The sequence below is a fragment of the Lentzea sp. NPDC005914 genome (assembly GCF_040629405.1).
GTDB lineage: Bacteria > Actinomycetota > Actinomycetes > Mycobacteriales > Pseudonocardiaceae > Lentzea.
Genome location: NZ_JBEXVQ010000003.1, coordinates 304,001 through 329,419 on the forward strand (window position 1 = coordinate 304,001; position 25,419 = coordinate 329,419).

A 25,419-nucleotide genomic window follows, 5' to 3' on the forward strand; every position below is an offset into this window, starting at 1 on the left:
GCCGGGCGGTGGGGGCGGCATGGAGTTCATGCTGAGCAGGCGCGGGCGCCGGCGGCGCGCCACGACGGTGCCGGAGAGCGGGCTCACCGGACCGGTCGACATTCCCGAACCGAAGCCGGACGACGAACCGAAGGATCTGCGCTCCCGGCTCAAGCGCGCGAAGACGTCCGTGGCGGGCACCGTCCGCGGTCTGCCGAAGGTCGCGAAGCTGACGTGGCAGGCCAGCCCGATCCTGACCATCGTCCTGGCGCTGATCACGCTCCTGTCGGGGCTCCTGCCGACCGTGACCGCGTACATCGCGAAGCTGCTGCTGGACTCGGTCGTCGCGGCGATCCAGCACACCGGCACCACGGGTGACATCGTCAACGTCGCGTTGCTCCAGTTCGGCGTGCTCGCCGCGACCGCGGTCAGCAGCGCGCTGACGTCGATCGCGCAGTCGCTGCTGCAGGAACGCATGACGCTGACCATCCGCCACCAGGTGATGGGGCACGCGAGCGATCTGCACCTCGCGTACTTCGAGGGCTCGACGTCCTACGACATGCTGCGCCAGGCCGCGCAGGAAGCGCCGACGCGACCGCTGTCGATGATGAACTCCGCGCTGGGGCTGCTGCGGACGCTGATCACGTTCGGCAGCATGGTCGCGCTGCTCGTCTCGATCAACCCGCTGCTGGCACTGGTCGCGCTGGTGGCGCCCATCCCGGCGTTCATCTCGCAGTCGAAGTACGGCTCACGCGCGTTCTGGCTGACCTTCATGATGTCGCCGATCAAGCGCCGGATGGACTACCTGTCCTCTTTGGTCACGACGGACACCTACGCCAAGGAGACGAAGCTCTTCGGGCTCGGCCCGTACTTCGTCGACCGGTTCCGCCGGCTCGGCACCGTCTCCTACGAGCGGCAGCGGAAGCTGACGGTCAACCGCAACATCAGCTCGACGTCCTGGGGGCTGCTGAGCACGTTCGCGGGCTCGGCGATCACGCTGTACATCGCGATCGAAGCCGTCGGCGGGCGGCTCACGCTGGGAGACCTGGCGCTGTACACGGCCGCGGCGGCGTCCGTGCAGACGTCGGTGTCCGGGCTGTTCACGGCGTTTTCGGGGATGTACGAGAACAACCTCTACCTCGACACGCTGTACAAGTTCCTGGACACGAGGCCGGAGATCACGGCACCGGCGTCACCGCGCCCGATGCCGTCCACAGTGGAGGGTCACATCGAGTTCGACTCGGTGACCTTCAGCTACCCCGGTGCCGAGGAGCCCGCGCTGGACGACGTCAGCTTCGAGATCCAGCCCGGCCAGACGGTGGCGGTGGTGGGCCGCAACGGCGCGGGCAAGTCGACGTTGTTCAAGCTGCTCTGCCGGCTCTACGACCCGACCGGCGGCCGCATCCTGCTCGACGGCGTCGACATCCGCGAGTACGACCCCGTCGAGCTGCGCACGCGGATCAGCGCGATGTTCCAGGACTACGTGACGTACCAGGGCACGGCCGCGGAGAACATCGGCCTCGGCGACCTGACGCGGCTCGAGGACCGGCCGCACATCGAGGACTCGGCACGCCGCGCCGGCGCGGACGAGCGGATCGAACGGCTGCCCCAGGGTTACGACAGCCCGCTCGGCCGCTGGTTCGACCAGGGTGTCAGCCTGTCCGGCGGCGAGTGGCAGAAGATCGCGCTGGCCAGGGCGTTCCAGCGGGAGGCGCCGATCCTGGTGCTCGACGAGCCGACGTCGGCGCTGGACGCACGGGCCGAGCACGACCTGTTCTCGCGACTGCGGGAGCTGTCGGAGGGCCGGACGACGCTGTACATCTCGCACCGGTTCTCCACCGTCCGGCAGGCGGAGCGGATCCTGTTGCTGGAGCACGGGAAGGTCGCCGAATACGGGACGCACGAGGAGCTGATGAGGGCCAAGGCCGGCTACGCCGAGCTGTTCACGCTGCAGGCGCAGGCATACCTGGACGAAGTGCCCGGCGTTGCTCACGACGTCGGTGCTGACATTTCACGGTGAACGCACGGGCATTGATCAACCGCAGGAAACCGATCAATGCCCGTGCCTTTTTCCCGCACAAAACCTAGGCGGACTGCCGTTCGACGAGCTTCTGCCCGTCGAGCAGCCCTGCCACGACCGTTCCCCACAACACCGCCGCGCCACCGAATCCGGGCACCAGCCGCCACGCCCATTCAAGACCGGCCGCACCCAGCACGACCGCGAGCACGCCGGCACCGCACAGCAACGCGGCGAGAGACAGATATCTGACCGAGCCGAAGATCTTCACGAACGGGACGAAGTGCAAGCCGACCATGAACAGCACCCAGGCCGGAATCGCCTGCGGGAGTTCGAGCACGGTCAGCAGGCGTGATCCCGCGAAGATCCCGACGACCATCAACAACACCGCGATGCCGTAATTCTTCCCGAACGGACTGCTCTCCCGCCCACCGCCGGCGGGCAGCTGCCCGCCGGACCGTCCGAAGCGGAGCGCCCAGCCCGACAGGAACACGGTGATCACCGCACCCAGCACCACGAGCGCCGTGCCACCGGACACCGCGGTGGCGCCGGAGAACCACCACCCGGCGCCGAACCCGGTACCGATCAACGAGGTGATCATCAGGGTGATCACGTGACTTCTGGTGAACTGCTCGCCGCTCAACGTCGCCCCTCAGTGGTGTGCGCCTCCAGCAGGTACGAGCTGAGGGCGTTGGAACACATTCTGGTGCACTACGCCGGCGCGCAGCCGGCCACCTCGACGTCACCGGGATGAACCGCCGAATTCGGGCTTTCCCAGCACAATCGGAAAAGCCCGCTCCACGACCGTTGACGCCGGCGCCGCGAAATGCCGTTTTTGGAAGAATTATCGCGGTCTGACAATCGGCCATTCGGATGTTCCGAAGCTATTTCCTCCGGAACGGGAACTGGCGCCTGAGAGCCTTCGTCGCATCTGTCACGTGCAGCGCGACATTGGAGGCTCGCCTTGAGCAGTCCGACACCGAACGGGAGCCTCAGCTCGAGCGCGGGGATCGACCGGTGGGTCGCCCAGGCGAGGGCGAAAGCCGAGCGGTACCAGGAGATGCGCGCGCAGGCCGGTCACGTGTCGGTGACCGAGGCCTCGAAGGACGGCATGGTCACCGTGTCGATCGACTCCAGCGGCAACGTGACCGACCTGCGGATCACCGACCGGGTGCGCGAGCTGTCCGGCGCCGAGGTGGCGGCGGAGGTCCTGCTGACCATGCGCCGCGCCCAGGCGAAGCTGCCGGAGAAGCTCGCCGAGGTGATGGCCGCGACCATCGGCGACGACCCCGGCACCGCCGAGACGATCGTCGGCAACTACCGCGCGAAGTTCCCCGAACCGCCGTCCGACGAGCCCGCCCCGCCCGCCAGGCCGCCGTCGCCTCCGCGCGATGACGACGACTTCGGCGGCGAGTCCGTCCTGAGCGAGTCGTGACCGCGATGGCCGGCGGCGGGTACGAGGTGGTGACCACCGAACTGCACGACCACGTCGCCTCGGTGCAGCGGGTGGGCGAGACGCTGGGCCAGGCGCTCGACGCCGCCCAGTCCGTGACGATGGGCGTGCAGGCCTACGGAATGATCTGCGGCCCGCTGTTCGTGCCGATCGTCATGGCCGTCAGCGTTCCTGGGCTGATCACGTTGAAGCTCGCGCAGGAGGCCGTGGGCAAGATCGCCGACGAGGTGAAGGCCACCGCGGAGCACTACGCGTCCGTCGAGCAGGCCACCGCGCGCAGCTTCACCGAGATCCACGGGAGATTGTCATGACCAATCCCCTGCTGGCGCAGAAGCAGGACTCCACCACCTGGCACACCGGCATCAACCTGATCGACGACGCGGCGGGCGTGTACGACGCCGTCGAGTCGGGCAGCTGGATCGAGGGCGGCATCTCCGCACTCGGCGCGGGCATGGACCTGCTGACCGTGGCGATGAACCCGGTCGGCACGCTGATCTCCTACGGCCTCAACTGGTTGATCGAGCACGTCAAGCCGCTCAAGGACGCGCTCGACCAGCTCGCCGGCGACGCCGACCAGATCGCCGCCTACTCGCAGACGTGGGCCAACATCGGCAAAGCGGTGGCCGAAGCCGCGAAGAACCTGACCGACGCGTCCACCCGCGACACCGCGAACTGGACCGGTCCGGCCGCGGATGCGTACCGGCAGCACGTCGGCGGCAAGATCAACGGTCTGTCCACCGCGGTGACGTGCGCGAACGCGATCAGCACCGTGGTCAAGGTGGTCGGCGTGATCACCGGCGTGGTGCGCGGCCTGGTCCGCGACATGGTCACCCAGGCCGTCGGCGACTTCATCCAGGACGCGCTGGAGGAGGTGTTCACCCTCGGTCTCGGCACGCCGGTCGTGGTCGCCCAGGTCGTGGAGCAGGTCGCGGCGTGGACGGAGAAGATCGGCGCCACGATCAAGAAGCTGATCAACTCGGTCGAGAAGCTGCGGCCGCTCATGAGCAAGCTCGAGGAGATCTGGCGCGGCGTTCAGAAGATCATGTCCGAGCTGCACGGGCACGGTGGCGGCGAGCCGCACGTCCCGCACGGCGAGGGCGGCGGCACGCACGTCTCCTCCGCCGAACCGCACACCTCGGCCGGTGAGCACGCCCCGCCACCGAAAGAGACCACCGGCGGCGAAACCCATGTCTCCCAAGCGGACGACGTCGCAGGGGGATCTCACACCGAACCGTCCGGCTCCGAGCACGGCGGCGACACCAGGACATCCGGCGCCGACGACAGCATCAGCGGCAACAACAAGGAACCCGGCGCGAACTCCAAGCCGGAGGAAGGCACGCCGAAGTGCGGCGACCCGATCGACGTGTCGACCGGCGTGATGATCCAGACGGAGACCGACGTCGAACTGGCGGCGGCGCTCGCGCTCGTGATCACCCGAACCCACAAGTCGTCCTACCGTTCCGGCCGCTGGTTCGGGCCGACCTGGGCGTCCACTGTGGACCAGCGCATTGAGGTCGACGACCACGCGGTGCACTTCGCCGCCGCGGACGGCATGCTGCTGCGGTACCCGCACCCCGCGCCGGGCGCACCCGTCCTGCCGGTGGAAGGCGCCCCGTGGCCACTCGCCGTCGACGAGGACGGCTGCTACCGGATCACCGATCAACAGGGCGAGCGGACCCTGCACTTCGCTGCGGTCGCAGGTGATCGCCGTCCGCTCAGCGCGATCACCGACCGCCACGGCAACCGCATCGACTTCGACCACGACTCCGGCGTGCTGGTCGCGATCCGCCACTCCGGCGGTTACCACGTCGACGTGGTAACCAGCGACGGTCTCGTGACCGCGCTGACCCTGCGCGACCCGGCGAGCGCGAACGCCGTTCCGCTGATGCGCTACCGCTACGACGATCGGCGCCGTCTGGTGGAGGTGGTCAACTCCTCGCACCTGCCGATGTTGTTCGAGTACGACGACGACGGCCGCATCACGCGCAAACAGGACCGCAACGGCATGTGGTACCGCTATGTCTACGACGCGGACGGACGTTGCGTGCGCGGCGAGGGCCGCGACGGCATGCTGAACTACACCTTCGACTACGACTCGGTGAACCGTCTCACGCGCGCGACCGACTCACTCGGCAACACCACCGTCTTCCACCTCAACGAGCGTTTCCAGGTCATCAGCGAGACCAATCCACTCGGCCAGGCGGTCACGTTCGAATGGGACCTGCACCACCGGCTGCTGGCCAGGACCGACGCGCTCGGCCGCACCACCCGGTACGTCCACGACCGGGCGGGCAACCTCGTCGAGCTCGTCCGTCCGGACGGGACGGTCGCGCGCAGCGAGTACGACGACCGCGGCCGCCCGCTCGTCGTGGTCGAGCCGACGGGTGCGGTGTGGCGCCACGAGTACGACGCGGCCGGCCACCTCGCCGCCACCACCGATCCGATGGGCGGGCGCACCAGCTACGAGTACGACGCGCGCGGCAACCGGATCGCCACGACCGACGCGCTCGGCAACGTCACCAGGGTCGACTACAACGCGGCCGGACTGCCCGTCGCCATGACCGATCCGTCCGGAGCGGTGACCCGGTACGCCCGCGACCTGTTCGGCAGGCTCACCACCGTCACCGGCCCCACCGGCGCGGTCACCTCCTTCACCTGGACCGTCGAAGGCAAGCCGCTGACCAGAACCCTGCCCGACGGCACGGTCGAGCGGTGGTCCTACGACGCGATGGGCAACCTCGTCGAACGGGTCGACGCCGCGGGGCTGGCGGTGCGCACCGAGGTCGGCGCGTTCTCCCGGCCGGTGAGCCGGACCGGGCAGGACGGCGCCCGCACGACGTTCCGCTACGACACCGAACTGCGGCTGGTCGCGGTGACCAACCCGCTCGGGGCGGCGTGGACCTACGAATACGACGCCGCAGGACGCCTGGTCCGCGAGACCGACTTCAACGGCCGCGTTCTCACCTACGAGCACGACGCCGCGGGCCGGCTCGTCGCACGGCTGGAGGGCGACGGCGCGGGCACCCGGTTCGAACGGGACGCGCTCGGCAACGTCGTCACGCAGCGCACGAACGATGTCGTCACGCGGTTCGTGCGCGACGCGAACGGACGGCTCGTCGCCGCGGACAACGGTGACTCCGAACTGCGCATCGAGCTCGACCCGCTCGGCCGCGTGGTCGCGGAAACCTGTGACGGCGCAACGGTGTCGTCGGAGTACGACGTGCTGGGCCGGCGCACGCAGAGGCGCACGCCGTCAGGGTCGATCAGCACCTGGGAGTTCGCCGGTCATCGTCTCGCGGCCATGCGCACGGCGGGACAGACCGTGCGGTTCGACCACGACCTCGCGGGCCGGGAGGTCGAACGGCGGTTCGGCTCCGGTGTGCGGCTGACGCACGAGTGGGACGACAACGAACGACTCCGGTCGCAGACGCTGACGTCCGGCGGCGGTTCGCTCGCACAACGCCGCGACTACGGCTATCGGCCAGACGGCATCGTGGACGCGATCACCGACCGCATCTCCGGAGCGCGGCGGTACGAGCTCGATCCGGTCGGCAGGGTCACCGCGGTGCACGCGTCCGGGTGGACCGAGCGGTACGCCTACGACGCGGCAGGCAACCTCGCTGCGGCCGGGTGGCCCGCCCACGACGAGCCCGACACGGCGGGCGCCCGCGAGTTCACCGGCACTCTGCTGCGACGCGCGGGCAACGTCCGCTTCGAACACGACGCGCGCGGCCGTCTCGTTCTGCGCCAACGGAAGCGGCCGTCCGCCAAGCCGGACACGTGGCGTTATCTGTGGGACGGCGCCGACCGGCTCGCCGCCGTGGTGACCCCGGACGGCGTGCGCTGGCGGTACCGCTACGACCCGCTCGGCCGGCGCGTTGCGAAGGAGCAGCTCGCGGCCGACGGGCACACGGTCGTCCAGCGGGTGCGGTTCGTCTGGGACGGTGTGGTCCTCGCCGAGCAGGTCGTCACCGACGCGAGCGGCACGCACGGCACCACCTGGGAGTGGGAACCGGGCCACGTCCGGCCGATCAGCCAGGTCGAACGCGAACCCGCGCGCGACGGCAGGCAGGAGTGGTTCGACCGGCGGTTCTACGCGATCGTCACGGACCTCGCCGGCACCCCGACGGAACTGGTCGACACCAGGGGCGACGTCGTGTGGCACGCCCGCACCACGTTGTGGGGCATGGCGATGTCCGGCCCGGCGCACACCCCGTTGCGCTTCCCCGGGCAGTACCACGACCCCGAGAGCGGGTTGAACTACAGCGTCTTCCGCTACTACGACCCGACCACCGGCAGGTTCGCCAGCAGCGACCCGCTGGGCCTGGGCGGCGGTCCGGACAACCTCGCGTACGTGTTCAACCCGCTGCACCGGGTCGACGTGCTCGGCCTGGCCGGCAGCGAGGACTGCGCGACCGGGGCGTTGAAGAAGCTCGACGACGAGGCCCGCGAGAAAATCCTCTACCGCACCAACGCCGTCGACAAGAAGGGCAGACCGTTCGGCAGCCCAGGAAATCCCAACCCGCCGTCGATCGAGACCTTCAACCCGAGGTTCGAGGACATCCGGGCAGGCGACCTCGAGTCCCACATCAACTCGCGCATGCACGGCCTCTACGACGAGCAGGTCTCCTCGGTCTCCCAGCTGCACAGCGACGATCTGGTCAGGTGGCGGCCGGAGGACCCGATCAGCGCCACGCGGGGCGCGGACGGTCTCGCGCTCACCGGCGGCCATCACCGCACCGCCGATATCATCCAGCGCGTCACCTCCGGAACCCTCGATCCCAACACGATTGTGAGGATCCTCGTCCATGACTGACCTCTCGGCCTTCCTCGACCACGCCACCGGCGACGTGGCGGCGACCAGGAAGGTCGGCGCCGAGAGCTGGGCGGCCTACGAGGAGCTGGATCCCGGTACGCGGCAGGCGCTGCGCCCGGTGGCCGCTTTCCTGGGCCACCAGGACGCGACCCCCGACGGCTCCCCCGCGCCGGTGGATCCCGCGACCCGGCGCCGCATCGCCGCCCTCATGCTCCTGCGGTTCGCCATCGACACCGACGAGCCGGTCTGGTCGAGCAAAGCGCTGGAGGACCTGGTCTCAGCACAGCTCTCCCTGCCTGGCGGCGGCGTGTGCGACGTCTTCGCCGCCGCGCTCGACCTGTGGTCACACCACGATCCGGAGCTCAGCCCTGCCGTTCTGAACTTCGCCAGGGCGCTGGCGCTGCTGTGCTTCACCCAGTTCCGCCGGTCCTACCAGACCTGCGATTTCACCGAGCTCCTCGACCAGTTCGCCGCGCACCCGAGCAGGGCAGGCGCCTACCTGCTCGCCCACGCGCTGCCGCCGGAGCACTGGGCCGCCGGGCGTCCCGCCATTCTGGCCGCGCTCGACGGCACTGCGCTGCGGGACCAGATGGAGCTCATGCTGAGCGACGACGACTAGGGCGTGTGTCGAAAGTGGATCTTGGACCTGAGATGATCTTGATTCGTGGCACGTGGAGATCTGACGGACGCGCAATGGGCAGTGTTGGAGCCGTTGTTGCCGAAGGGCAAGAAGCCCGGCCGGCCGTCGACGTGGACCCGGCGGCAGCTGATCGACGGCATACGGTTCCGGGTCCGCACCGGCATCCCGTGGCGGGACATCCCCGCCGAGTACGGGCCGTGGGGCCGGGTGTACGACCTGTTCCGCCGGTGGCAGCGCAACGGCACCTGGCATCAGATCTTCACCGCGCTCCAGACCCGGGCTGACGCGAAGGATCTGATCACCTGGGACATCAACGTCGACTCCACGGTGTGCCGGGCCTACCAGCACGCCGCCGGGGCGAGGAAAAAAGGGGAGCTGCAGAAGGAGCCGCCCGGCGGCGTCACCGTCGAGCCGGACGACCACGGGCTCGGGCGCTCGCGCGGCGGCCTGACTACCAAGCTGCACCTGGCTGTCGAACAGGGCCAGAAGCCCATGTCCATCGTGATCACGGCCGGGCAGCGGGGCGATTCGCCGCAGTTCGAGCCTATTCTGAACAAGGTCCGTGTCCCGCGTCTTGGGCCGGGCACCCGGCCGGATCGCGTGCGCGCCGACAAGGCGTATGCCTCCCGGAAGAACCGCGCTCACCTGCGGCGGCGCGGGATCCGCTGCACCATCCCGGACAAGGCCGACCAGGCCCGCAGCCGCAAGAAACGCGGCTCCCACGGCGGACGGCCGCCGAAGTTCGACCCGCAGGACTACAAGGCTCGGCACGCGGTCGAGTGCGGCATCAACCGCCTCAAGAGGCAACCGGGCTGTGGCCACGAGGTACGACAAGCTCGCGGTCCGCTACGAGGCGACCGTCCTCGTCGCGGCCATAAACGAGTGGCTGTGACCAGCACAGCCGACGCCATGCCCTCTCCGAGGCGGCCAGCAGCTGATGAACCGCCCGACCACGCCGGAGCGCTACGGCGTCTGACGGGGGATACCTGTCAACGCCGGGGATGTCAGGAAGACGTCAGGCAGAAGGGGTGGCCAGCCGGATCCAGGAGTACCCGCCAGCGTCCGTCGCCGGGCTGATGGGCCGGTTTGGCCGCGCCGAGTTCCAGCGCCAGCTCTTCCATCGCATTGAGGTCGTCAGCGCGGAAATCCAGGTGGAACTGTTGTGGCACGTCCTGACCCGGCCACTGCGGAGCCCGGTATCCGTCAACCCTCTGGAATCCCAGATCACAGCCGGAGTCGTCCGTCAGAGCGACGAACTCGTCCGTACTGAAGAGCTCGTGCATCCCGGTCAGTGCACCGTAGAAGCCCGCCAGCACCTGCGGGTCGGCACAGTCCAAAGTCACCCCTCGCAGTACAGCGCCTGGCACCATTCGCTCCTTCGTGTCCGCGCATCTGTCTCCGTAAGCCGCCGCTGCACGCGATCGCCGACCACAGCCGGCACCGTACCCGCCACATCCACCGCTGAAGTAGCGGTTTACCCCTGCCTCAAAGCAACGGGTGACTGTGACCGGCGCTTTCGATACACGCCCTAGCAGGTTCGCTAACGGAGCTGGTCCTCCGTGTAGTACCCGGACTCCACCAGAACCCTGTGATAGTTCGCCTTGTTGACGCTCACGGGGTTCAGCAGGAACGCCGGCACGACCTTGACGCCGTTGTTGTAGTCGTTGAGGTTGTTCAGCTGCGGCGGCGTCCGGCCCTTCAGCACCGCGTCCGCCATCAGCGCCGTGACGGTCGCCAGTTCACGGGTGTCCTTGTAGATCGTCGAGTACTGCTGGTCGGCGATGATCGACTTCACCGAACCGAGCTCGGCGTCCTGGCCGGTCACGATCGGGAAGACCGGGCCGTAGCCGTCGTTCTTCAGCGCCGTGAGGATGCCGAGGGACATGCCGTCGTAGGGCGAGAGCACGCCGTCGACCTTCGAACGGCGGTAGGTCGCGGCGAGGATCTCCTCCATGCGCTTGCCCGCGATCTCACCGTCCCACCGCTGGGTCGTGACCGTCTGGAAGTCCTTCTGACCGCTGCGCACCACCAGCACGCCCGCGTCGAGGTACGGCTTGAGCACGGACATGGCGCCGTTGAAGAAGAACACCGAGTTGTTGTCGTCCGGCGAGCCTGCGAACAGCTCGACGTTGAACGGCCCCTTCGCGGAGACGGACTGCCCTTCGTCGGTGCGCAGTCCCAGGCCGGTCAGCAGCGACTCGGCCTGGTACACGCCGACGCGGAAGTTCTCGAACGTCGCGTAGTAGTCGACGTACGGGCTGCCGCGCAGGAGCCGGTCGTACGCGATCACCGGGATCCTGGCGTCCGCGGCCCGCTGCAGAGGCTCGCTCAGCGCGGAACCGTCCACCGAAGCGACGATCAGCAGCTTCGCGCCCTTGGCGATCTGGTCCTCGATCTGCTCGGCCTGCTTGGGCACGTCGTTGTCGGCGTACCGCAGGTCGACCCGGTGTCCCTGCTTTTCCAGGTCCCGCTTGATGTTCTGGCCGTCGTGGATCCAGCGTTCCGACGAGGTCGTCGGCATGGTGACGCCCACGAGCACGCCTTCGGGAGGCTTGGCCGCGGGCGTACCGCACGCCGCCAGCAGCATTAAAACCACTGGCAACACTGATCTCGACAACCTCATGCGGGCTCCTCGCGCGGATCAACACCGATGTCGACGTCCACGGCGGTTGTGAACGTTAACAAGCGAGGGAGGGCCGATCAACCAGAGAATCGAGGCCAGTTTTCCTATTTCGGGTCCAGCACGAACACCGGGATCTGCCGGTCGGTCTTCTCCTGATACTCGGCGTAGGACGGGTAGGCCGCGACGGCCCGCTCCCACCACTCGGCCCGCTCCGCGCCGTCGACCTCGCGCGCGACGTAGTCCTTCACGACGGAACCGTCCTGCAGCGCGAACTCGGGGTGCGCCTTGATGTTGTAGTACCAGGTGGGGTGCTCGGGGGCGCCGCCCTTGGACGCCACGACCGCGTACCTGCCGTCGTGTTCGACGCGCATCACGGGCGTGTAGCGCAGCTTGCCCGACTTCGCGCCACGCAGGGTCAGCAGCACGATCGGCTTGCCGAGGACCAGGATGCCCTCGGTGGTGCCGGACTCGAGGATCTTCTTCGTCTGGTCCTGGACCCAGTCGGTGGGGCTGAGCTCAACGGTGTCATCTGCCATGTCCGTGATCAACACGTGGCAGGCCGTGCTCATTCCCGCCGCAACCCTCAGCCGGGAGGTGTGTACCCCGGCGCGTCCCACGGCAGGCCGTCGCCGGGCCGGTCCTTGGCCTCCATACGTTTTCGCGATGCCTCGATGAACAGTTTCTCCGCTGCCGTCGGCGTAAATTCCACCCGATCGGCGTAAAATGCCCCTTCGGGCAGTTCCGATGATTCTTTCGACGCACTGATCAGCAGAATTCTGGGCGGCAGGAGCTGGACGACCGCGTCACCGAGCAGTGCGACCACCTCGGCGAACCGCGTGCCATCAGGAACGACTATCGCACGTTCGCGCATGTCACGAGCCTACTCGGGTACTTTTCCTGCCGAAAGGACCCTGTTTTTTCGGGTGTCGCAGAATTAATGTTTTCGGCCTCAATCCGACTACCGCCGAGTGGGTGTGAGATGGCAGGCGATCTCCGCATCGCGGAACAGATCACTTTGACGCCGGACGACAGCACGATTCACCGCTACGGGAGGTTCGGTGTCGCGCGCAGCACGGGCCCTGTCGCAGCAGCAGGACCACCGCAACTGCCTGCGGACCTGAGCGACACCGAACGGCTCGGGATCGCCGCGCTGCGCCTGCGGGAGTCCGCGGGTTACGTCGAAGCCAAACAGAGCCGCCCCCGCGCGGGCGAGGAGTGGGACATGCCCGACTGCACGTCGGTCGTGCCCACGCCCGCGGACGAGGTCTTGGCCGCGGCCGGGCCCACCAGCTCGTACCTCGAGGGCACGGTCGCGGTCGGCATCGTCGTCGTGCAGGGACCGACCCCGGCGCTGCGCTTCACCGACGCGGAGCTCGTGCAGGTCGTCGCCGAGGTGCAGAACGGCCTCGGGTTCTACGCGACGGCGAACCCGCTCGCGGGCCTGAGCTTCTCCTACGACATCCAGAACGTGACGCTGGCGGTGCAGCCCGACCCCAACGCCGCGGACCTCGAAGCGTTGTGGCGCAACCCCGCCATGGGCATGATCGGCTTCAGCGCCGACTGGGCCGGCGTCACCGCCTACGTCGAGGACCTGCGCGCGCGGTTCGGCACGCGCTGGACCTACTGCGGGTTCTTCACGAAGTACCCGTTGTTCCACTTCGCGTACGCGAGCATCGGCGGTCCGCGGCTCGTCATGCAGTACAGCAACGACGGCTGGGGCCCGGACAACATCGACCGCGTGTTCGCGCACGAGACCGGGCACATCTTCGGCTGTCCGGACGAGTACGCGTCGAGCGGATGCGACTGCGGCGGCCAGTGGGGCCGGTTCGGGCTGCCCAACAGCAACTGCGCGAACTGTGCCGCCGACTCCGGTGTCGCGTGCCTGATGAAGGCCAACGACTTCAGCCTCTGCGAGTTCACGCCCGGCCACCTCGGCTGGTCGCCGCAGCTCGTCGTGCGCAACTTCGGCTACGACGCCGGTGGCTGGCGCGTCGAGAAGCACCCGCGGTTCCTGGCCGACACCACCGGTGACGGACGCGCGGACATCGTCGGCTTCGGCAACGCGGGCGTCTGGACGTCCCGTGCTCGCGAGACCGGCCGGTTCGACGCGCCGCAGCTGGTGGTGAACAACTTCGGCTACGACGCGGGCGGCTGGCGCGTGGAGAACCACCCGCGGATCCTCGCCGACACCACCGGCGACGGACGCGCGAACATCGTCGGCTTCGGCAACGCCGGTGTCTGGACTTCCCAGGCACAGGCGGATGGTTCGTTCTCCGCACCACAGCTGGTGGTCGGCAACTTCGGCTACGACGCCGGTGGCTGGCGCGTGGACAAGCACCCGCGGTTCCTCGCCGACACCACAGGTGATGGGCGCGCCGACATCGTGGGGTTCGGCAACGGCGGTGTGTGGGTCTCGCAGGCACAGCCGGGCGGAACGTTCACCGCGCCACAGCTCGTCGTCGCCAACTTCGGTTACGACGCGGGCGGTTGGCGCGTCGAGAAACACCCGCGGATCCTCGCCGACACCACCGGCGACGGACGCGCGGACATCGTCGGGTTCGGGGACGGTGGCGTGTGGATCTCCCGCGCCCAGCCGGGCGGCACGTTCACCGCGCCCCAGCTCGTCGTCGCCAACTTCGCTTACACAGCAGGCGGTTGGCGCGTCGAGAAGCATCCGCGGTTCGTCGCCGACATGACCGGTGACGGGCGTGCCGACATCGTCGGGTTCGGGGACGGCGGCGTGTGGATCTCCTACGCCCAGCCGGACGGCTCCTACTCGGCGCCGGAACTCGAGGTGCAGAACTTCGGTTACACCGCAGGAGGTTGGCGGGTGGAGAAGCACCCGCGGTTCCTCGCGGACACGACCGGCGACGGGCGCAGGGACATCGTCGGCTTCGGGGACGGCGGGGTGTGGGTCTCGCGCAACCTCGGTGCCGGCAAGTTCGAGGCGCCCCAACTGGTCGTGACCAACTTCGCCTACACGGCCGGAGGCTGGCGCGTCGAGCAGCACCCGCGGTTCCTCGCCGACACCACGGGCGACGGGCGTGCGGACGTCGTCGGCTTCGGGAACGCCGGCGTCTGGTACTACCGGTCGTAATCCGTCACGGCGCGGATGTGTCCAGCTGGGCCGTCAGGAAAGCGCGGACCAAGACGGCCTCCGGCATGTCCAGGGCGGTGTAGAGGGCGACGGCGCGCTGGTAGTGGCGGCGGGCGCGGGCGAGGTCGGGCAGTGCGCGGCAGGCGTGGCCGAGCCCGGTGTGGGCGCGGGCCTGCTCCTCCAGCCCACCGATGTCGACGGCGACCGCGAGGGCGGCGGTGTGGTGCCGCAGGGCGTCGACGCCGGCCTCGCCGAGGCCGTTCAGCGCGCTGGCCTCGCCTGAACGCTCGCCTGTCTCGCGGAAGAGAGCGAGGGCCTGTTCGTGGTCTCGGGTGGACTGGCCGCGGTGGGCGCCGAGCGTGCCTCGGCTGTTCAGCGCCCACGCCTCGCCGACGCGGTTGCCGAGCCGGCGGTAAAGGGTCAGCGCCTGGTCCAGATGGTCCGCCGCCTGGGCGTGGCGGCTCAGACGCGTCTCCAGATCGCCGAGGGTGGTCAGCGTCCAGGCCTCGCCCGTGCGATCACCGACCTGCCGGAACAGGGTCAGCGCCCGTTCCACCTGGCCGGTCGCCCGGCCGTGCTCGCCCAGGCGTGACTCGGCCTCGCCCAGGTTGGTCAGCGCCCACGCCTCCCCCACCGTGTTGCCTGCCTGGTGGTGCACGGCCAGGGCACGCGCATAGAGGTCCGCGGCCTGCCGGTTGCGCCCCAGGTTGGACTCGACGACGCCGAGGTTGTTCAGCGCGCGGGCCTCACCTGCCCGGTCGCGGATCTGGCGGAACAGCATCACGGCGCGCTGGAGGTGCTCGCCGGCCGGGACGTACCGGTTCAGCTGCGAGTTGGTCGTGGCGAGGCTGGTCAGGGCGTGGGCCTCCGCGCTCACGTCGCCGCTGAGACGGGCCGCGTCGCGGGCGTGGCGGTAGATGGCCAGCGCGTCGGTGTAGTAGCCGCCGTTGAGGTAGCGGAACAGGGTCGCGGACAGCCGGGTGGTGTGCGTGGGCCAGCCGTGGGTGGCGGTGCGGGCCGAGACCGCGACGAGCGTGGGACGTTCGGTGTCCAGCCAGGCACGTGCGTCGGACGGATCGGACAGGTCCGGGCTGGGGCTGACGGCGGCGACCCGCGGCCGGCGGTCCGATTCTTCCGGGTACAGGGTGTCCATCGCGGCGGTGGTGGTGGCCAGGTAGAAGTCGAACAGGCGGGTCAGCGCGGCCCGGCGGTCGCCTGGCGCGTCCTCGTCGGCGGATCTGCCCAGGGCGTGCGCGCGGACCAGGTCGTGCAGGGCGTGGCGGCCGGGGAGGTTCTGGTGCAGCAGGTGTTCCCGGCACAGGTGATCCAGGACGCGCTGGACGTCGGCGAGGCCCGTCGACGTCATCGCGGCGACGGCGTGGGCGTCGAGGTCGTGGCCGGGATGCTGCGCCGCCAGTCGCAGCAGCCGTCGCGCGTCCGCCGGTAGTGCCTCGTAGGACAGGTCGAGGGCCAGTTCGACACCGGTGTCCAGGCGCCGGTGGTCGTGGCGTTCGTCGAGCCGGTCGGCGTGATCGGTGAGCGTCCACCCCGGCGTGCCGCGGATGTGGGCGGTGACCAGTCCGAGCGCGAGCGGCAGATGGCCGCAGCGGTGGGCGATGCGGGCGGCGGCGTCCGGATCGTCACCGGCCGGGACCTCGGGCACGGACCGGGTCACGAACGCCACGGCCTCGGCGGGGCGGAACACGTCCACCGCCAGGTGGGTGGCGGGCAGGTCCGCGAGGTCACGCCGGCTGGTGACCAGCACCGGGCAGCCCGGCGTCTGCGGGAGCAGCGGGCGCACCTGGCCCGCGTCCGCGGCGTTGTCCAGCACCACCAGCGTCCGCGTGCCGGCCAGTTCGGCCCGGTAGACGGCCGCGCGGTCCTTCAAGCCGTGCGGGATCTGCTGGCCGTGCATCCCGAGCAGGCGCAGGAAGCCGTCCAGCACGGCGGCCGGGTCGGCGGGCGGCTGGGCCGGGTCGGGGTGGAACCCGCGCAGGTCGACGAACAGCACCCGGTCGACCAGCCCGTCCGCGGCGAGCAGGTGCCCGGCGTGCACGGCGAGCCGGGTCTTGCCGACGCCGGCCATCCCTTCGATCACCACCGCCCCGCCCCGCCACGGCGCGGTGCGCAACCGGTCCAGCTCGGCGGACCGGCCGGTGAACCCCGGCAGGTCGGGCGGCAACCGGTCCTGCACCCCGACCTGCGCACCCGCCAGCACCTCTCCGGCGACCACGCGCAGCGCCTGCCGCCACTGCGCCACGTACCCGACGTCCGGGTACAGCGCTGTCACGATCGCCGTCACGAGGTCGGCGTTGACGCGCCGCCGGCCACGCCGGAAGCAGTCCGCGACGGTCGAGCGGCCCGTCAGCTCACCGCCGTGCCGCCCCTGCTCGGTCCACGCGGCGTTGACCCGGTCCTTGATCGCGTCGTAGGACGGGTCCCCTGCCCAGATCTTCAGCAGCCGCAACCGGTCGAGCAGCTCCTGCAGCGTCCCGGCACTGCCCGGATCCGGTGGGACGAAGCACTCGCCGTCCCGCTGTGGCTCAGCCATGAGTCAGTCCCCCCGGACCTGTGTCCCTCACCCGAGACCCCACAGCAAAGCACCGAAGTGCCGCGCTGTGCGGGCCTCGTTCACAAATACGCCGATCGGGCGTCCGGAATCGTCCGGGATCGCACCGCTTCCGTTGCGGCCACTCGACGATCGGCCGAAGACATCCCGCACGGAAAGGTGATGAGCACTTGAGAATCCACGGATCGAGAAGCTTCACGGCCATCGTCGTCGCACTGCTCGTGGCCGTCGGAGTCGCCGCTCCCGCCCAGGCCGCCGGCTTTCAGCACATCGTCAACACCGCCACCGGCAAGTGCGTCGACCTCGTCGACGGGCGCACGAGCACCGGCACCCGCGTGCACCAGTGGAGCTGCGGCAGCGAGTCCAGCCGGTGGTCGTCGACCGATCTCGGCAACGGCTTCATCCAGCTCCACAACCGGACCGGCGGTCTGTGCCTGAGCCTCGTGTGGGGCACGCTGATCGTCGACATCCGGTCCTGCAACGACAGGAGCGACCAGCGCCTGTGGTGGCGCTGGGAGAGCGCGGACCCGTTCGGGAACCTCGTGCTGAGGACCCCTCCCGCCGGAGGCAGCGCCTGTCTGGCCCTGCTGCCGTTCTCGAACAGCAACGGCACCAGCATCGGGATCGCCGACTGCGCGACCACCTCGGCGCAGATCTGGCAACCCCGGCCGGCGGGCACCTGAGCAGCGGGTTTCGCGCAACCTGAACACTTTCGCCGCGCGTTGGCAAAGAGGGGGTGCAAGGGAAAGCGAAACCCGAGGAGCTTCATGTCGTCAGACGCGGAACTGATCGGCAGATCGCTGCGCGGAGACACCGATGCCTTCGTGGAAGTGATCAGCCGTCACGAGGCGGCGATCGGGAACTACCTCGCGCGCAGAGTGGGCCGCCAGGCCGCCGAGGACGTGCTCGGCGACGTGTGGGTGGCGGCCTACGAGTCCCGGGCGACCTACGACCGCTCGTATCCCGAAGCCAGGCCTTGGCTTTACGGAGTCGCGCTGAACAGGTTGCGGCGGCACTGGCGGTCCGAGCCGGCCGAGGAGCCGGCGCCTGACCTGACCGGAGTGGCGAGCGACTGGGACCCCTGGCCGGCGGTGGACGCCCGCGTGGACACGCAGGCGTTGCTGCGCAGGGCCCTGGCCCGGCTGAAACCGGAGGAACGGGAGGTCCTGGGCCTGGTCGCCTGGGAGGACCTGACCGTCGCGGAGGCCGGGCGAGTGCTCGACATCCCCGCAGGCACGGCTCGCCGTCTGTTGCACCAGGCGCGCAAGGCGTTGCGAGAGGCACCGGAAGTGGCCGCGCTGCTGCAAGTCCCGACGACGTGAGAAGACGACTCATGGATGAAATGGATCTGATGAAGAAGCTGAGTGATGTGCCATCCCCGAGTCCTGAGGCCTACGACCGTGCCCGCACGGCGCTGCAGACGGCGATGGCGGAGCCCGTGACCACGGTCGTGCGACCGAAACGCTGGTTTTCCTGGCCCAGGGCGACTGTGGCCGCCGTGGGCGCGGCAGCGGTCGCTGCGGCCGTGGTGATGGGCACGACGGGCGGCAGCGTCCCGGACGGCCCCTCCCCCGAGGCGGCGGCCCCGCCGGTGGTCGAGTCACCGCTCGTGAAACTGGCCTCCGACGTCAAGGCCGGAGCAGCGCTGCCAGGTGACGCGTCGCTGATCATCGGCACGAAGACCGCGCCGGACGGTTCGCCGTACGTCTACTACACCGTCTACTCCGACACGGGCCAGATCTTCAAGGGAGACTCGGCGAAGACGCTGGCGACCTCGGTGATCAAGAACGACGACCAGGCCCGGCCGTTCGACGCGAAGGTGATGGCGGCGGCCCGCCAGGCCGCGACCGGCGACGTGGAGAAGGCCAGGATCGCGATGGTCACCGCGGCCGGCAACCCCTTTGGACTCGGCCTGAGCCCCGCAGAGGCGGACAAGGCCTGGGCGGACGCCAGGGCGGAGGTCGCGGAGACGTTCCGCAAGGCTGGCAAGCCGGTTCCCGCTCCCAGGCCGCGGCCGACGGGCAAGGAGCTGGAGAACCTCATCGGCAACCACCTGTGGAGCAACACGACGTACGCGCTGTTCATCGGTGCCGCCAACACCGAGATCCGCGCGGGTGTGCTGAAGCTCCTCGCGACCCTCAAGGAGGTGACCGTCGCCGAGACCGACGTCGACGGCCAGCGCGCGCTCACGATCAACACGAGCCCCGAGATCCTGGGCGGCGACGCTTCGGCGGTGCTCACCCTCAATGCCGACAACGGCCTGCCCATCCGTGACGAGGTCTTCCCGGCCAAGAACTCGCCGCAGCCGTCGAAGTACGCGGTGGTGACCTACAAGTCGTCCCGCGTGACGCTGGCCGACGTGTCGGCGGGCAAGATCTGATCCGTCTGTCGAACCGCCGCTGGACGTTCCAGCGGCGGTTCCAGGCGTCCGCTCCGCGGCTCGTCCTGCTCGTCGGGACCGGCCTGTGCGGGGATCTCACCAGAGCTCCGCCACGTGACGTCGAGCTCCTCGGCGAGCGCATCGAAGATCGGTGTACTCGTCATGTCAGCCACCCTGTGGCACGCGGTCGTCACGACGTAAGGGGCCGTTCTGGCAGCGTGAAACCGAGGTTAACGGGCGTTCACCACTCGGTTACACGGCCAGCGGCACGAACGGCAGCAGGCGCTCGCCCCCTCCGCGCACGACGACACATGTGGACTCCGGCACCTCCAGCCACGCGCCGTGCAGATCCCCCAGCGGTTCCGACACCACCAGGCGCGTGTCGGCGGAAAGGCCGTGCAGCACCGGGTTGTCCGGATACTGCAGGCGCAACGTCATGACGTCGCCGCTGCGGAAGAGACTCCGCGAACGGCCCCGGCTGGAGTAGCGAAACGCCCACGTGGTCTCGCCGTCCGTCGTCGCGACCGTCATCTGCAGCGGGTACACCACGCCGTGGTTGCGGCCGACCGCCTCGACGAGACCAGCCGCGCGAGCGACGGCCGCCGGCGGGTCCTCCTCCAAACCGAAGGTCAGCGCGAGGAAGAAGAAGATCTCCGAGTCCGTCGAGCCCTCGATCCGGTGGTAGAGCGAAGGGTCGACGGCCAGCGCGAGTTCCCTGCGCACCACCGGGAATCCGGCGATGAGCCCGTTGTGCATCCACAGCCGGCGTCCGTACCGGAACGGGTGACAGTTGGTCTGCTGGACCGCCGATCCGGTGGACGCGCGGATGTGCGCGAAGACGCGGCCGGCCGTGATCTGGCTCGACACGTCGAGCAGGTTGCGGTCGTTCCAGGCCGGCTCCGTGCTGACGAACAGTCCCGGTGTCGCCTCGGTCCCGTACCAGCCGACGCCGAACCCGTCCCCGTTGGTGGTCTCCACTCCCAGGCGCGAGTGCCTGCTCTGGGTGACGAGCGAGTTCGCCGGCTTGTAGAGGAGTTCTTCCAGCAGGACAGGGGAACCGGAGTACGCGAGCCATCTGCACATGCCGTCGAGCCTGGTGCCCGGCGTGGACGTGCCGACCCACCCGGACCGGATGAACCGCGACCTGCAGGTCATCCGCCGCGGGCGAGGTGCGGCAGCGGGCCCGCCGCCACGATCGGGATGATGAATCCGTTGCGTGTCAATGGCTTGCTGGCGCTGGCGCTCGCCGTCACGTCCTGTGCGGCTCCCCCTCCTTCTCCCCCTCCGCCTCCCCCTCACCAGCGCCTCGACTTCGCCGTCTCGACGTCGGCCACGGCGGCCCGCTCCCCGTCACGGCACTTTCGCGCGCAGGTGCTCGAAAGCGTCCGCACCGACCGCTCCGACGCCCGAGGTCTGGAACTGGTCGGCGACGTCCTGATGGAGAACACAGGTCAAGCGATCCGGGCGGTGACGCCTTCGACCGGTGACGTCCGTGCCCGCCGCGACGTGCCACCGGGCATCGGAATCGCGCTCTCCCCTGCCGGACTGTGGCAGGCCGGCGCCGGTTCGGTGACGCTGCGGGATCCGGGAACGCTGGCGCCACGACTGCAGACGGCGCTGCCGGAAGTGAGCTGGGGCCTGTGTGACGACGGCACCCACCTCGTGCAGTCCAACGGCACCACAACGCTTCTGCTGCGTGACCGCGACACCGCCGCGTTGATCCGCTCGGTGCGTCTCGACACCCGCGTATGGTCGACCGCACGACTCGGCGAACTCCACTGCACGACCGTCAACGGCCGCCCAGAGGTGTGGGCGTCCGTCACCGGCACGGACTGGCTCGTCCGCGCCGACCTCACCGCCGCCACCGTCACCGCGGTCGCCGACCTCACCGCCGTAACCGTCGCCGAACAGCCGACCGGCGCGGACCAGGTGATCGGCGGGATCGCCGCCGCCGGCGCGACCGATCAGCTCTGGATCACCGGGCGGCACTACCACCACCGCTACCGGATCCGGTTGCAACCCCAGCCCTGAGCCGGCTACAGCAGTCTTGCCAGGGCGTCGGCCGAGGAACTGCCGGGCTCCGGTTGGTAGACGATGATCACGTGGTCCTCGGCTCCGCCGATGGTGAGGGTCTGGCGGCGCAGGATGAGACGGCCGGCGTCGGGGTGGTCGAACCGCTTGACCTCGTCACGGGACGGGCGTACGTCATGGCGGTCCCACAGCGAGCGGAAGTCGTTGCAGGGCAGCAAGTCGGCCACGAGTGCGGCCGTGCGCGGGTCGCGTGGATCGGCTGTCGCCCGTAGAGCGGCGACCGTCTGCGCGGCGATGTCCGGCCAGTCCGGGAACACCGTGCGGGCGATGGGGTCGAGGAACACGTCGCGGACCAGGTTGCGACCGGGGTGGTACATCGGGGCCAGGACCATGGCCGCCTTGTTGACCATCACCACGTCGAACCAGCGGTCGCGGACGTACGCCGGTGTGCTGCCCCACGAGTCGAGCAGGTGTTGCACCTCGGCGCCGGCCTCGCCTGGCTTGGGCGGCTCGGATGGCATGGCCACGGCACGCAGGTGGGCCGCGGCGTCCGGGTCGAGGCGCAATGCAGTCGCCAGCGCGTCCACGACCTGAGGTGACGGGTTGCGGTCCACGCCTTGTTCCAGCCTGGTCAGGTACTGGACGGAGACGCCCGCCAACTGAGCCAGCTCGTCGCGGCGCAGTCCAGGCACTCGGCGCCGGCCGTAGGTGGTGAGCCCTGCCTCGCTCGGCCGCACGCGCGCACGGCGTGCCTGGAGGAACTCTCCGAGAACGTTGTCGCGTGTCATCGCCTGCCGAGGGTATCCCTGCCAGGGTGCTGGCTGGAGGATCACCGCGGCGGCATGGTCGAGGCCATGAAGACATGGTTCATCACCGGGGCCTCCCGCGGCTTCGGGCACACGTGGGCAGCGGCGGCACTCGAGCGCGGTGACCGGGTCGCCGCGACGGCGCGCCAGACCGGGACGCTCGAAGAACTGGCCGGAACCTACGGCGACCGCCTCCTGCCGATCACGCTCGACGTGACCGATCGGGACCAGGTGTTCGCCGCCGTCCACCGCGCCCGCGAAGCCTTCGGCGGCCTGGACGTGGTCGTCAACAACGCCGGCTACGGGCTGTTCGGCATGATCGAGGAGACGACCGAGGAGCAGGCCAGGGCTCAGCTCGACACCAACCTGTTCGGCCCGCTCTGGGTGACCCAGGCCGCTCTGCCGATCATGCGGGCGCAACGAGGCGGGCACCTCGTCCAGGTCTCCAGCGTCGGCGGGATCGCCGCCTTCCCGACACTGGGCCTCTACAACGCCTCCAAGTGGGCTCTCGAGGGGATGAGCGAGGCGCTGTCCCAGGAGGTCGGCCCGCTCGGCATCAAGGTGACGATCGTCGAGCCAGGCCCGTACGGCACCGACTGGGCCGGGGCGTCGGCGGCCCACACGACCCCGATCGCCGCCTACGAACCGATCCGGCAGGCCCGCCAGGCCGGCGCCACCGCCCGCGCGCCGCGCGACCCGTCGGTCACCGCGGACGTCCTCCTCCGGCTGGTCGACCTGCCAGAACCGCCGCTGCGGTTGTTCCTGGGCGGCTACCCGTACCCGGTCGCCGAAAGGGTTTATCAGCAGCGGCTAGCCACCTGGCAGCAGTGGCGCGACCTGGCCGAGATGGCATGACCCGACGTCACAACCCAGGAGGCGCCGTGGGAACCCAGCCCGTCCCGCTCGTCGTGAACCCCATCGGCTGATAGACCGTCCCGCCGTCCGCTGCCTCCGGATTGACGACGCTGATCACGCTGTGCCACGCCACCACCTCCGTCAGCCGCCGGAAGTCGCCGCCCGCCCTGGGCCTGCCCTCGACCCAGCCCGTGAAGTTCTGCACGGCGTGGATCCACGTGTGCCCGAGATGGCCGAGCACCGACGGACCGGGACTGTCGTCGTAGAAGACCGCGGTGTCCGCCACTCGCTGGCTCTCCGGTTGTGGGTCATCAGGCCCTGCTCCGTTCCCGCGCGAACGGGTCTGCCAAGGCGAACCCAGTGGCGTGCCGGTCTTGAAGTACACGGCTTCGGGCCCGGACCACTGCCGGGGACGAAGAACCGAATACCGCGACCTGGCGCCGGGATCGAGGTCGAAAACGATTTCTACCCCGTTGACGTAATAGGGTCCCGAGCTGCGGAAGCCCAATTGCCGCCCCAGAAGGCTGGTTCCGGAGTTCAGGAAGCGACCCGCGTGCACCCCGGCGCTCTGGGACCCCGCGTCCCGGCTTTGCCGTTGCACCGACGCGACCACCGCGGAATTACCCGCCAGACGTTGAAGGCGGAGAATCCCGTTCAGCACAGGAGCGGGCACCTCGGAAACCGTTGGGCTGAGCGCGCGCGGATGATTCCTGGCCGCGTCCTGAGGTGAACGTTCCTCCCGGCCTGAAACATGTGCGCACACCGGATCCACCCATCCGCCGGACGATCGGAAAAGGAGCGTACGTCGGCCACGAATCAATCGTGAAGGCCCGCGGGTGCCGCCATGATTGCCCTTGTGTCCGCACTCAGGGGCAAGTTCACGCGTCACGCCGGACCGCACGCCGCAGCGCCGGTGTCGCCCACGCCGTCACCACACCACCCAGAACCACGACCACACCAGCGGCGAGCCCGGCACGCGGGTCTCCCACCGCGACCGACACCGCACCGGCGAGGAACGCGCCGAGCGGCTGGCCGGCACCCCACGCCAGCATCCTGGCCGTCGTGTTCACCCGCGACTGCAACCCCTACGGACACACCTTCTGGCGGTAGGTGATCCCGTTGATGACCACAACGGCCTGCGCGGCGCCCCAGTACACCGCCGCCGCACACGTCAGCACCCAATGCCCGCTCAGCAGCACGAACAGTCCGCCGAGAAACGACAACGGCAACGCTGTCAGCGCGACCCGCGCTTCTCCCAGCCGCTCGGTCAGCCTCGGCAGCAACCGGGACGCGATGATCGCCCCCACGCCCCAGCAGCTGAACAACGCGGCGAGCCGGACGTCACCGCGCGGCGCGACGCCCAGGACCCGGTCGGCGAACGGCACCAGCACAGCGACCCACGCGCCGCTCCCGACCGAATGCGCGGCACCCACCAGCGTGAGCGTGCGGACGACCGGCTCGTTCCACAGGAACCGCAACCCTTCCCGCACGTCGCCGACCAGTTCACCCGCACCGCGCACCGGCCGCGGGGTGGCCATGCTGCCCACGATGCCGCGCAACAACAACGCCGACCCCACACCGGTCAACGCGTTCACCGCCAACAACGCCGCAGGAGCCACGACCGCCACCAACAGGCCTGTCAGACCCGGCACCACGAGCTCCACCACGGTCGTCCGCCCGTAGATCGTCGAATAGGCAGCGGTCAGCCGATCCTTGCCCACCAACGCCGGCAGCGCACCGAAGTTCGCCGCGTCGAAGAACACGAACGCCGTCTGCGCCGCGAACGCGACGGCAACGACGTGCGGCGCGACCAACGCCCCCGCCAGCCACGCCAGCGGCACCGTCAGCAACACCGCGGCCACCGTGAAATCCAGCGCCACCATCATCTTCCGGCGATCCAGCCGGTCCGCGAGCGCCCCCGCCGGCAGCCCGAACACCAGGTACGGCAACGCTTCCGCCGCCGCCACCGCCGAGGTCCACCCCGCGGACCCGGTCAGCTGGTAGACGAGGACCGGCATCGTCACCGCCGCCACCACCGCACCGGTCACCGACAACACCCGCGCGGTCAGGTAACGACTGAAGTCGCGTTCGGACGATTCGAGGTTTCCGATGCCCGCCACGCCGACAGCGTATGGCTTTCGTGATCAGTCCGG

The 25,419-nt window shown here is 69.5% G+C and carries 25 protein-coding genes; 13 read left to right on the top strand and 12 right to left on the bottom strand.

The features are described from left to right. The first annotated feature begins 19 nt into the window (after positions 1-19). Complete coding sequence (locus ABZ345_RS06420) at positions 20-1,999, top strand: ABC transporter ATP-binding protein (protein WP_359843596.1); 1,980 nt, start codon at positions 20-22, stop codon at positions 1,997-1,999. A gap of 64 nt (positions 2,000-2,063) precedes the next feature. On the opposite strand, the gene ABZ345_RS06425 is transcribed toward ABZ345_RS06420, so the two are convergent. Next, a complete protein-coding gene (locus tag ABZ345_RS06425; RefSeq protein WP_359843598.1) occupies positions 2,064-2,609 on the bottom strand; it encodes a hypothetical protein in 546 nt (181 codons plus the stop codon). Here ABZ345_RS06425 and ABZ345_RS06430 point away from each other — a divergent pair, their 5' ends adjacent. The 6 genes from ABZ345_RS06430 (at position 2,610) to ABZ345_RS06455 (ending at position 9,797) form a co-directional block, all read left to right on the top strand. Then, the gene (locus tag ABZ345_RS06430; RefSeq protein WP_359843600.1) at positions 2,610-2,750 is read left to right on the top strand and encodes a hypothetical protein; all 141 of its coding nucleotides are present in this window, start codon (positions 2,610-2,612) and stop codon (positions 2,748-2,750) included. A gap of 210 nt (positions 2,751-2,960) precedes the next feature. Further along, positions 2,961-3,431 (top strand): YbaB/EbfC family nucleoid-associated protein, encoded by a 471-nt coding sequence (locus ABZ345_RS06435; protein WP_359843602.1) that lies wholly within the window; start codon positions 2,961-2,963, stop codon positions 3,429-3,431. Positions 3,432-3,436: 5 nt separating this feature from the next. Beyond that, the gene (locus ABZ345_RS06440; RefSeq protein ID WP_359843854.1) at positions 3,437-3,760 is read left to right on the top strand and encodes a hypothetical protein; all 324 of its coding nucleotides are present in this window, start codon (positions 3,437-3,439) and stop codon (positions 3,758-3,760) included. Beyond that, positions 3,757-8,265, top strand: coding sequence for a DUF6531 domain-containing protein (locus ABZ345_RS06445; protein WP_359843604.1), 4,509 nt, complete (start codon positions 3,757-3,759; stop codon positions 8,263-8,265). The genes ABZ345_RS06440 and ABZ345_RS06445 overlap by 4 nt, the downstream gene beginning before the upstream one ends. Further along, entirely contained in the window at positions 8,258-8,884 is a 627-nt protein-coding gene (locus ABZ345_RS06450; RefSeq protein WP_359843606.1) for a hypothetical protein, read from the top strand. The genes ABZ345_RS06445 and ABZ345_RS06450 overlap by 8 nt, the downstream gene beginning before the upstream one ends. Positions 8,885-8,929: 45 nt before the next feature. Continuing rightward, positions 8,930-9,797 (top strand): IS5 family transposase gene (locus ABZ345_RS06455; protein WP_359843608.1). Its coding sequence is split into 2 segments (ribosomal slippage): positions 8,930-9,706 and positions 9,708-9,797, totalling 867 coding nucleotides; the frame shifts between segments, so codons are not numbered across the junction. Positions 9,798-9,909: 112 nt separating this feature from the next. Here ABZ345_RS06455 and ABZ345_RS06460 read toward each other — a convergent pair. The 4 genes from ABZ345_RS06460 to ABZ345_RS06475 all read right to left on the bottom strand — a co-directional run bounded on the left by ABZ345_RS06460 (position 9,910) and on the right by ABZ345_RS06475 (position 12,399). Beyond that, the gene (locus tag ABZ345_RS06460; protein ID WP_359843856.1) at positions 9,910-10,248 is read right to left on the bottom strand and encodes a VOC family protein; all 339 of its coding nucleotides are present in this window, start codon (positions 10,246-10,248) and stop codon (positions 9,910-9,912) included. A 197-nt stretch (positions 10,249-10,445) separates the two neighbouring features. Further along, positions 10,446-11,528 carry a multiple monosaccharide ABC transporter substrate-binding protein gene (gene chvE / locus ABZ345_RS06465; protein ID WP_359843610.1) on the bottom strand — a complete coding sequence of 361 codons (1,083 nt, stop codon included), beginning with the start codon at positions 11,526-11,528 and terminating at the stop codon, positions 10,446-10,448. Positions 11,529-11,632: 104 nt separating this feature from the next. Next, entirely contained in the window at positions 11,633-12,064 is a 432-nt protein-coding gene (locus ABZ345_RS06470) for a nitroreductase family deazaflavin-dependent oxidoreductase (protein WP_359843858.1), read from the bottom strand. Between the two features lie 47 nt (positions 12,065-12,111). Further along, positions 12,112-12,399 carry a hypothetical protein gene (locus ABZ345_RS06475; RefSeq protein WP_359843612.1) on the bottom strand — a complete coding sequence of 96 codons (288 nt, stop codon included), beginning with the start codon at positions 12,397-12,399 and terminating at the stop codon, positions 12,112-12,114. A 108-nt stretch (positions 12,400-12,507) separates the two neighbouring features. Between ABZ345_RS06475 and ABZ345_RS06480 the strand changes: the two genes are divergently transcribed. After that, a complete protein-coding gene (locus ABZ345_RS06480) occupies positions 12,508-14,625 on the top strand; it encodes an FG-GAP-like repeat-containing protein (RefSeq protein WP_359843613.1) in 2,118 nt (705 codons plus the stop codon). A 4-nt stretch (positions 14,626-14,629) separates the two neighbouring features. Here ABZ345_RS06480 and ABZ345_RS06485 read toward each other — a convergent pair whose 3' ends face one another. After that, complete coding sequence (locus ABZ345_RS06485) at positions 14,630-17,176, bottom strand: tetratricopeptide repeat protein (RefSeq protein ID WP_359843615.1); 2,547 nt, start codon at positions 17,174-17,176, stop codon at positions 14,630-14,632. Positions 17,177-17,364: 188 nt separating this feature from the next. Between ABZ345_RS06485 and ABZ345_RS06490 the strand changes: the two genes are divergently transcribed. The 3 genes from ABZ345_RS06490 (at position 17,365) to ABZ345_RS06500 (ending at position 19,574) form a co-directional block, all read left to right on the top strand. Continuing rightward, entirely contained in the window at positions 17,365-17,877 is a 513-nt protein-coding gene (locus tag ABZ345_RS06490) for an RICIN domain-containing protein (protein WP_359843617.1), read from the top strand. Positions 17,878-17,961: 84 nt separating this feature from the next. Next, positions 17,962-18,516 carry an RNA polymerase sigma factor gene (locus ABZ345_RS06495; protein WP_359843619.1) on the top strand — a complete coding sequence of 185 codons (555 nt, stop codon included), beginning with the start codon at positions 17,962-17,964 and terminating at the stop codon, positions 18,514-18,516. An 11-nt stretch (positions 18,517-18,527) separates the two neighbouring features. Beyond that, the gene (locus ABZ345_RS06500; RefSeq protein ID WP_359843621.1) at positions 18,528-19,574 is read left to right on the top strand and encodes a hypothetical protein; all 1,047 of its coding nucleotides are present in this window, start codon (positions 18,528-18,530) and stop codon (positions 19,572-19,574) included. Here the strand turns inward: ABZ345_RS06500 and ABZ345_RS06505 are convergent. Together ABZ345_RS06505 and ABZ345_RS06510 are read right to left on the bottom strand one after the other, a co-directional pair. Continuing rightward, complete coding sequence (locus ABZ345_RS06505; protein WP_359843623.1) at positions 19,523-19,738, bottom strand: hypothetical protein; 216 nt, start codon at positions 19,736-19,738, stop codon at positions 19,523-19,525. The two genes, ABZ345_RS06500 and ABZ345_RS06505, sit on opposite strands and share 52 nt — an antisense overlap. An 88-nt stretch (positions 19,739-19,826) precedes the next feature. Then, the gene (locus tag ABZ345_RS06510) at positions 19,827-20,729 is read right to left on the bottom strand and encodes a class II glutamine amidotransferase (RefSeq protein WP_359843625.1); all 903 of its coding nucleotides are present in this window, start codon (positions 20,727-20,729) and stop codon (positions 19,827-19,829) included. 57 nt (positions 20,730-20,786) lie between these two features. Between ABZ345_RS06510 and ABZ345_RS06515 the strand changes: the two genes are divergently transcribed. Next, positions 20,787-21,605, top strand: a complete 819-nt coding sequence (locus ABZ345_RS06515; RefSeq protein WP_359843627.1) for a glutaminyl-peptide cyclotransferase — start codon at positions 20,787-20,789, stop codon at positions 21,603-21,605. Between the two features lie 5 nt (positions 21,606-21,610). Here ABZ345_RS06515 and ABZ345_RS06520 read toward each other — a convergent pair whose 3' ends face one another. Beyond that, the gene (locus ABZ345_RS06520; protein WP_359843629.1) at positions 21,611-22,393 is read right to left on the bottom strand and encodes a helix-turn-helix domain-containing protein; all 783 of its coding nucleotides are present in this window, start codon (positions 22,391-22,393) and stop codon (positions 21,611-21,613) included. Between the two features lie 66 nt (positions 22,394-22,459). Between ABZ345_RS06520 and ABZ345_RS06525 the strand changes: the two genes are divergently transcribed. Further along, positions 22,460-23,266 carry an SDR family oxidoreductase gene (locus ABZ345_RS06525; RefSeq protein ID WP_359843631.1) on the top strand — a complete coding sequence of 269 codons (807 nt, stop codon included), beginning with the start codon at positions 22,460-22,462 and terminating at the stop codon, positions 23,264-23,266. 7 nt (positions 23,267-23,273) lie between these two features. Here the strand turns inward: ABZ345_RS06525 and ABZ345_RS06530 are convergent, their stop codons facing one another. The 3 genes from ABZ345_RS06530 to ABZ345_RS06540 all read right to left on the bottom strand — a co-directional run bounded on the left by ABZ345_RS06530 (position 23,274) and on the right by ABZ345_RS06540 (position 25,386). Further along, positions 23,274-23,552: a hypothetical protein gene (locus tag ABZ345_RS06530; RefSeq protein WP_359843633.1), complete on the bottom strand. Its 279-nt coding sequence runs from the start codon at positions 23,550-23,552 to the stop codon at positions 23,274-23,276. Between the two features lie 592 nt (positions 23,553-24,144). Then, complete coding sequence (locus tag ABZ345_RS06535; protein ID WP_359843635.1) at positions 24,145-24,348, bottom strand: hypothetical protein; 204 nt, start codon at positions 24,346-24,348, stop codon at positions 24,145-24,147. 3 nt (positions 24,349-24,351) lie between these two features. Then, the gene (locus tag ABZ345_RS06540; RefSeq protein WP_359843637.1) at positions 24,352-25,386 is read right to left on the bottom strand and encodes an MFS transporter; all 1,035 of its coding nucleotides are present in this window, start codon (positions 25,384-25,386) and stop codon (positions 24,352-24,354) included. Positions 25,387-25,419: the final 33 nt, after the last annotated feature.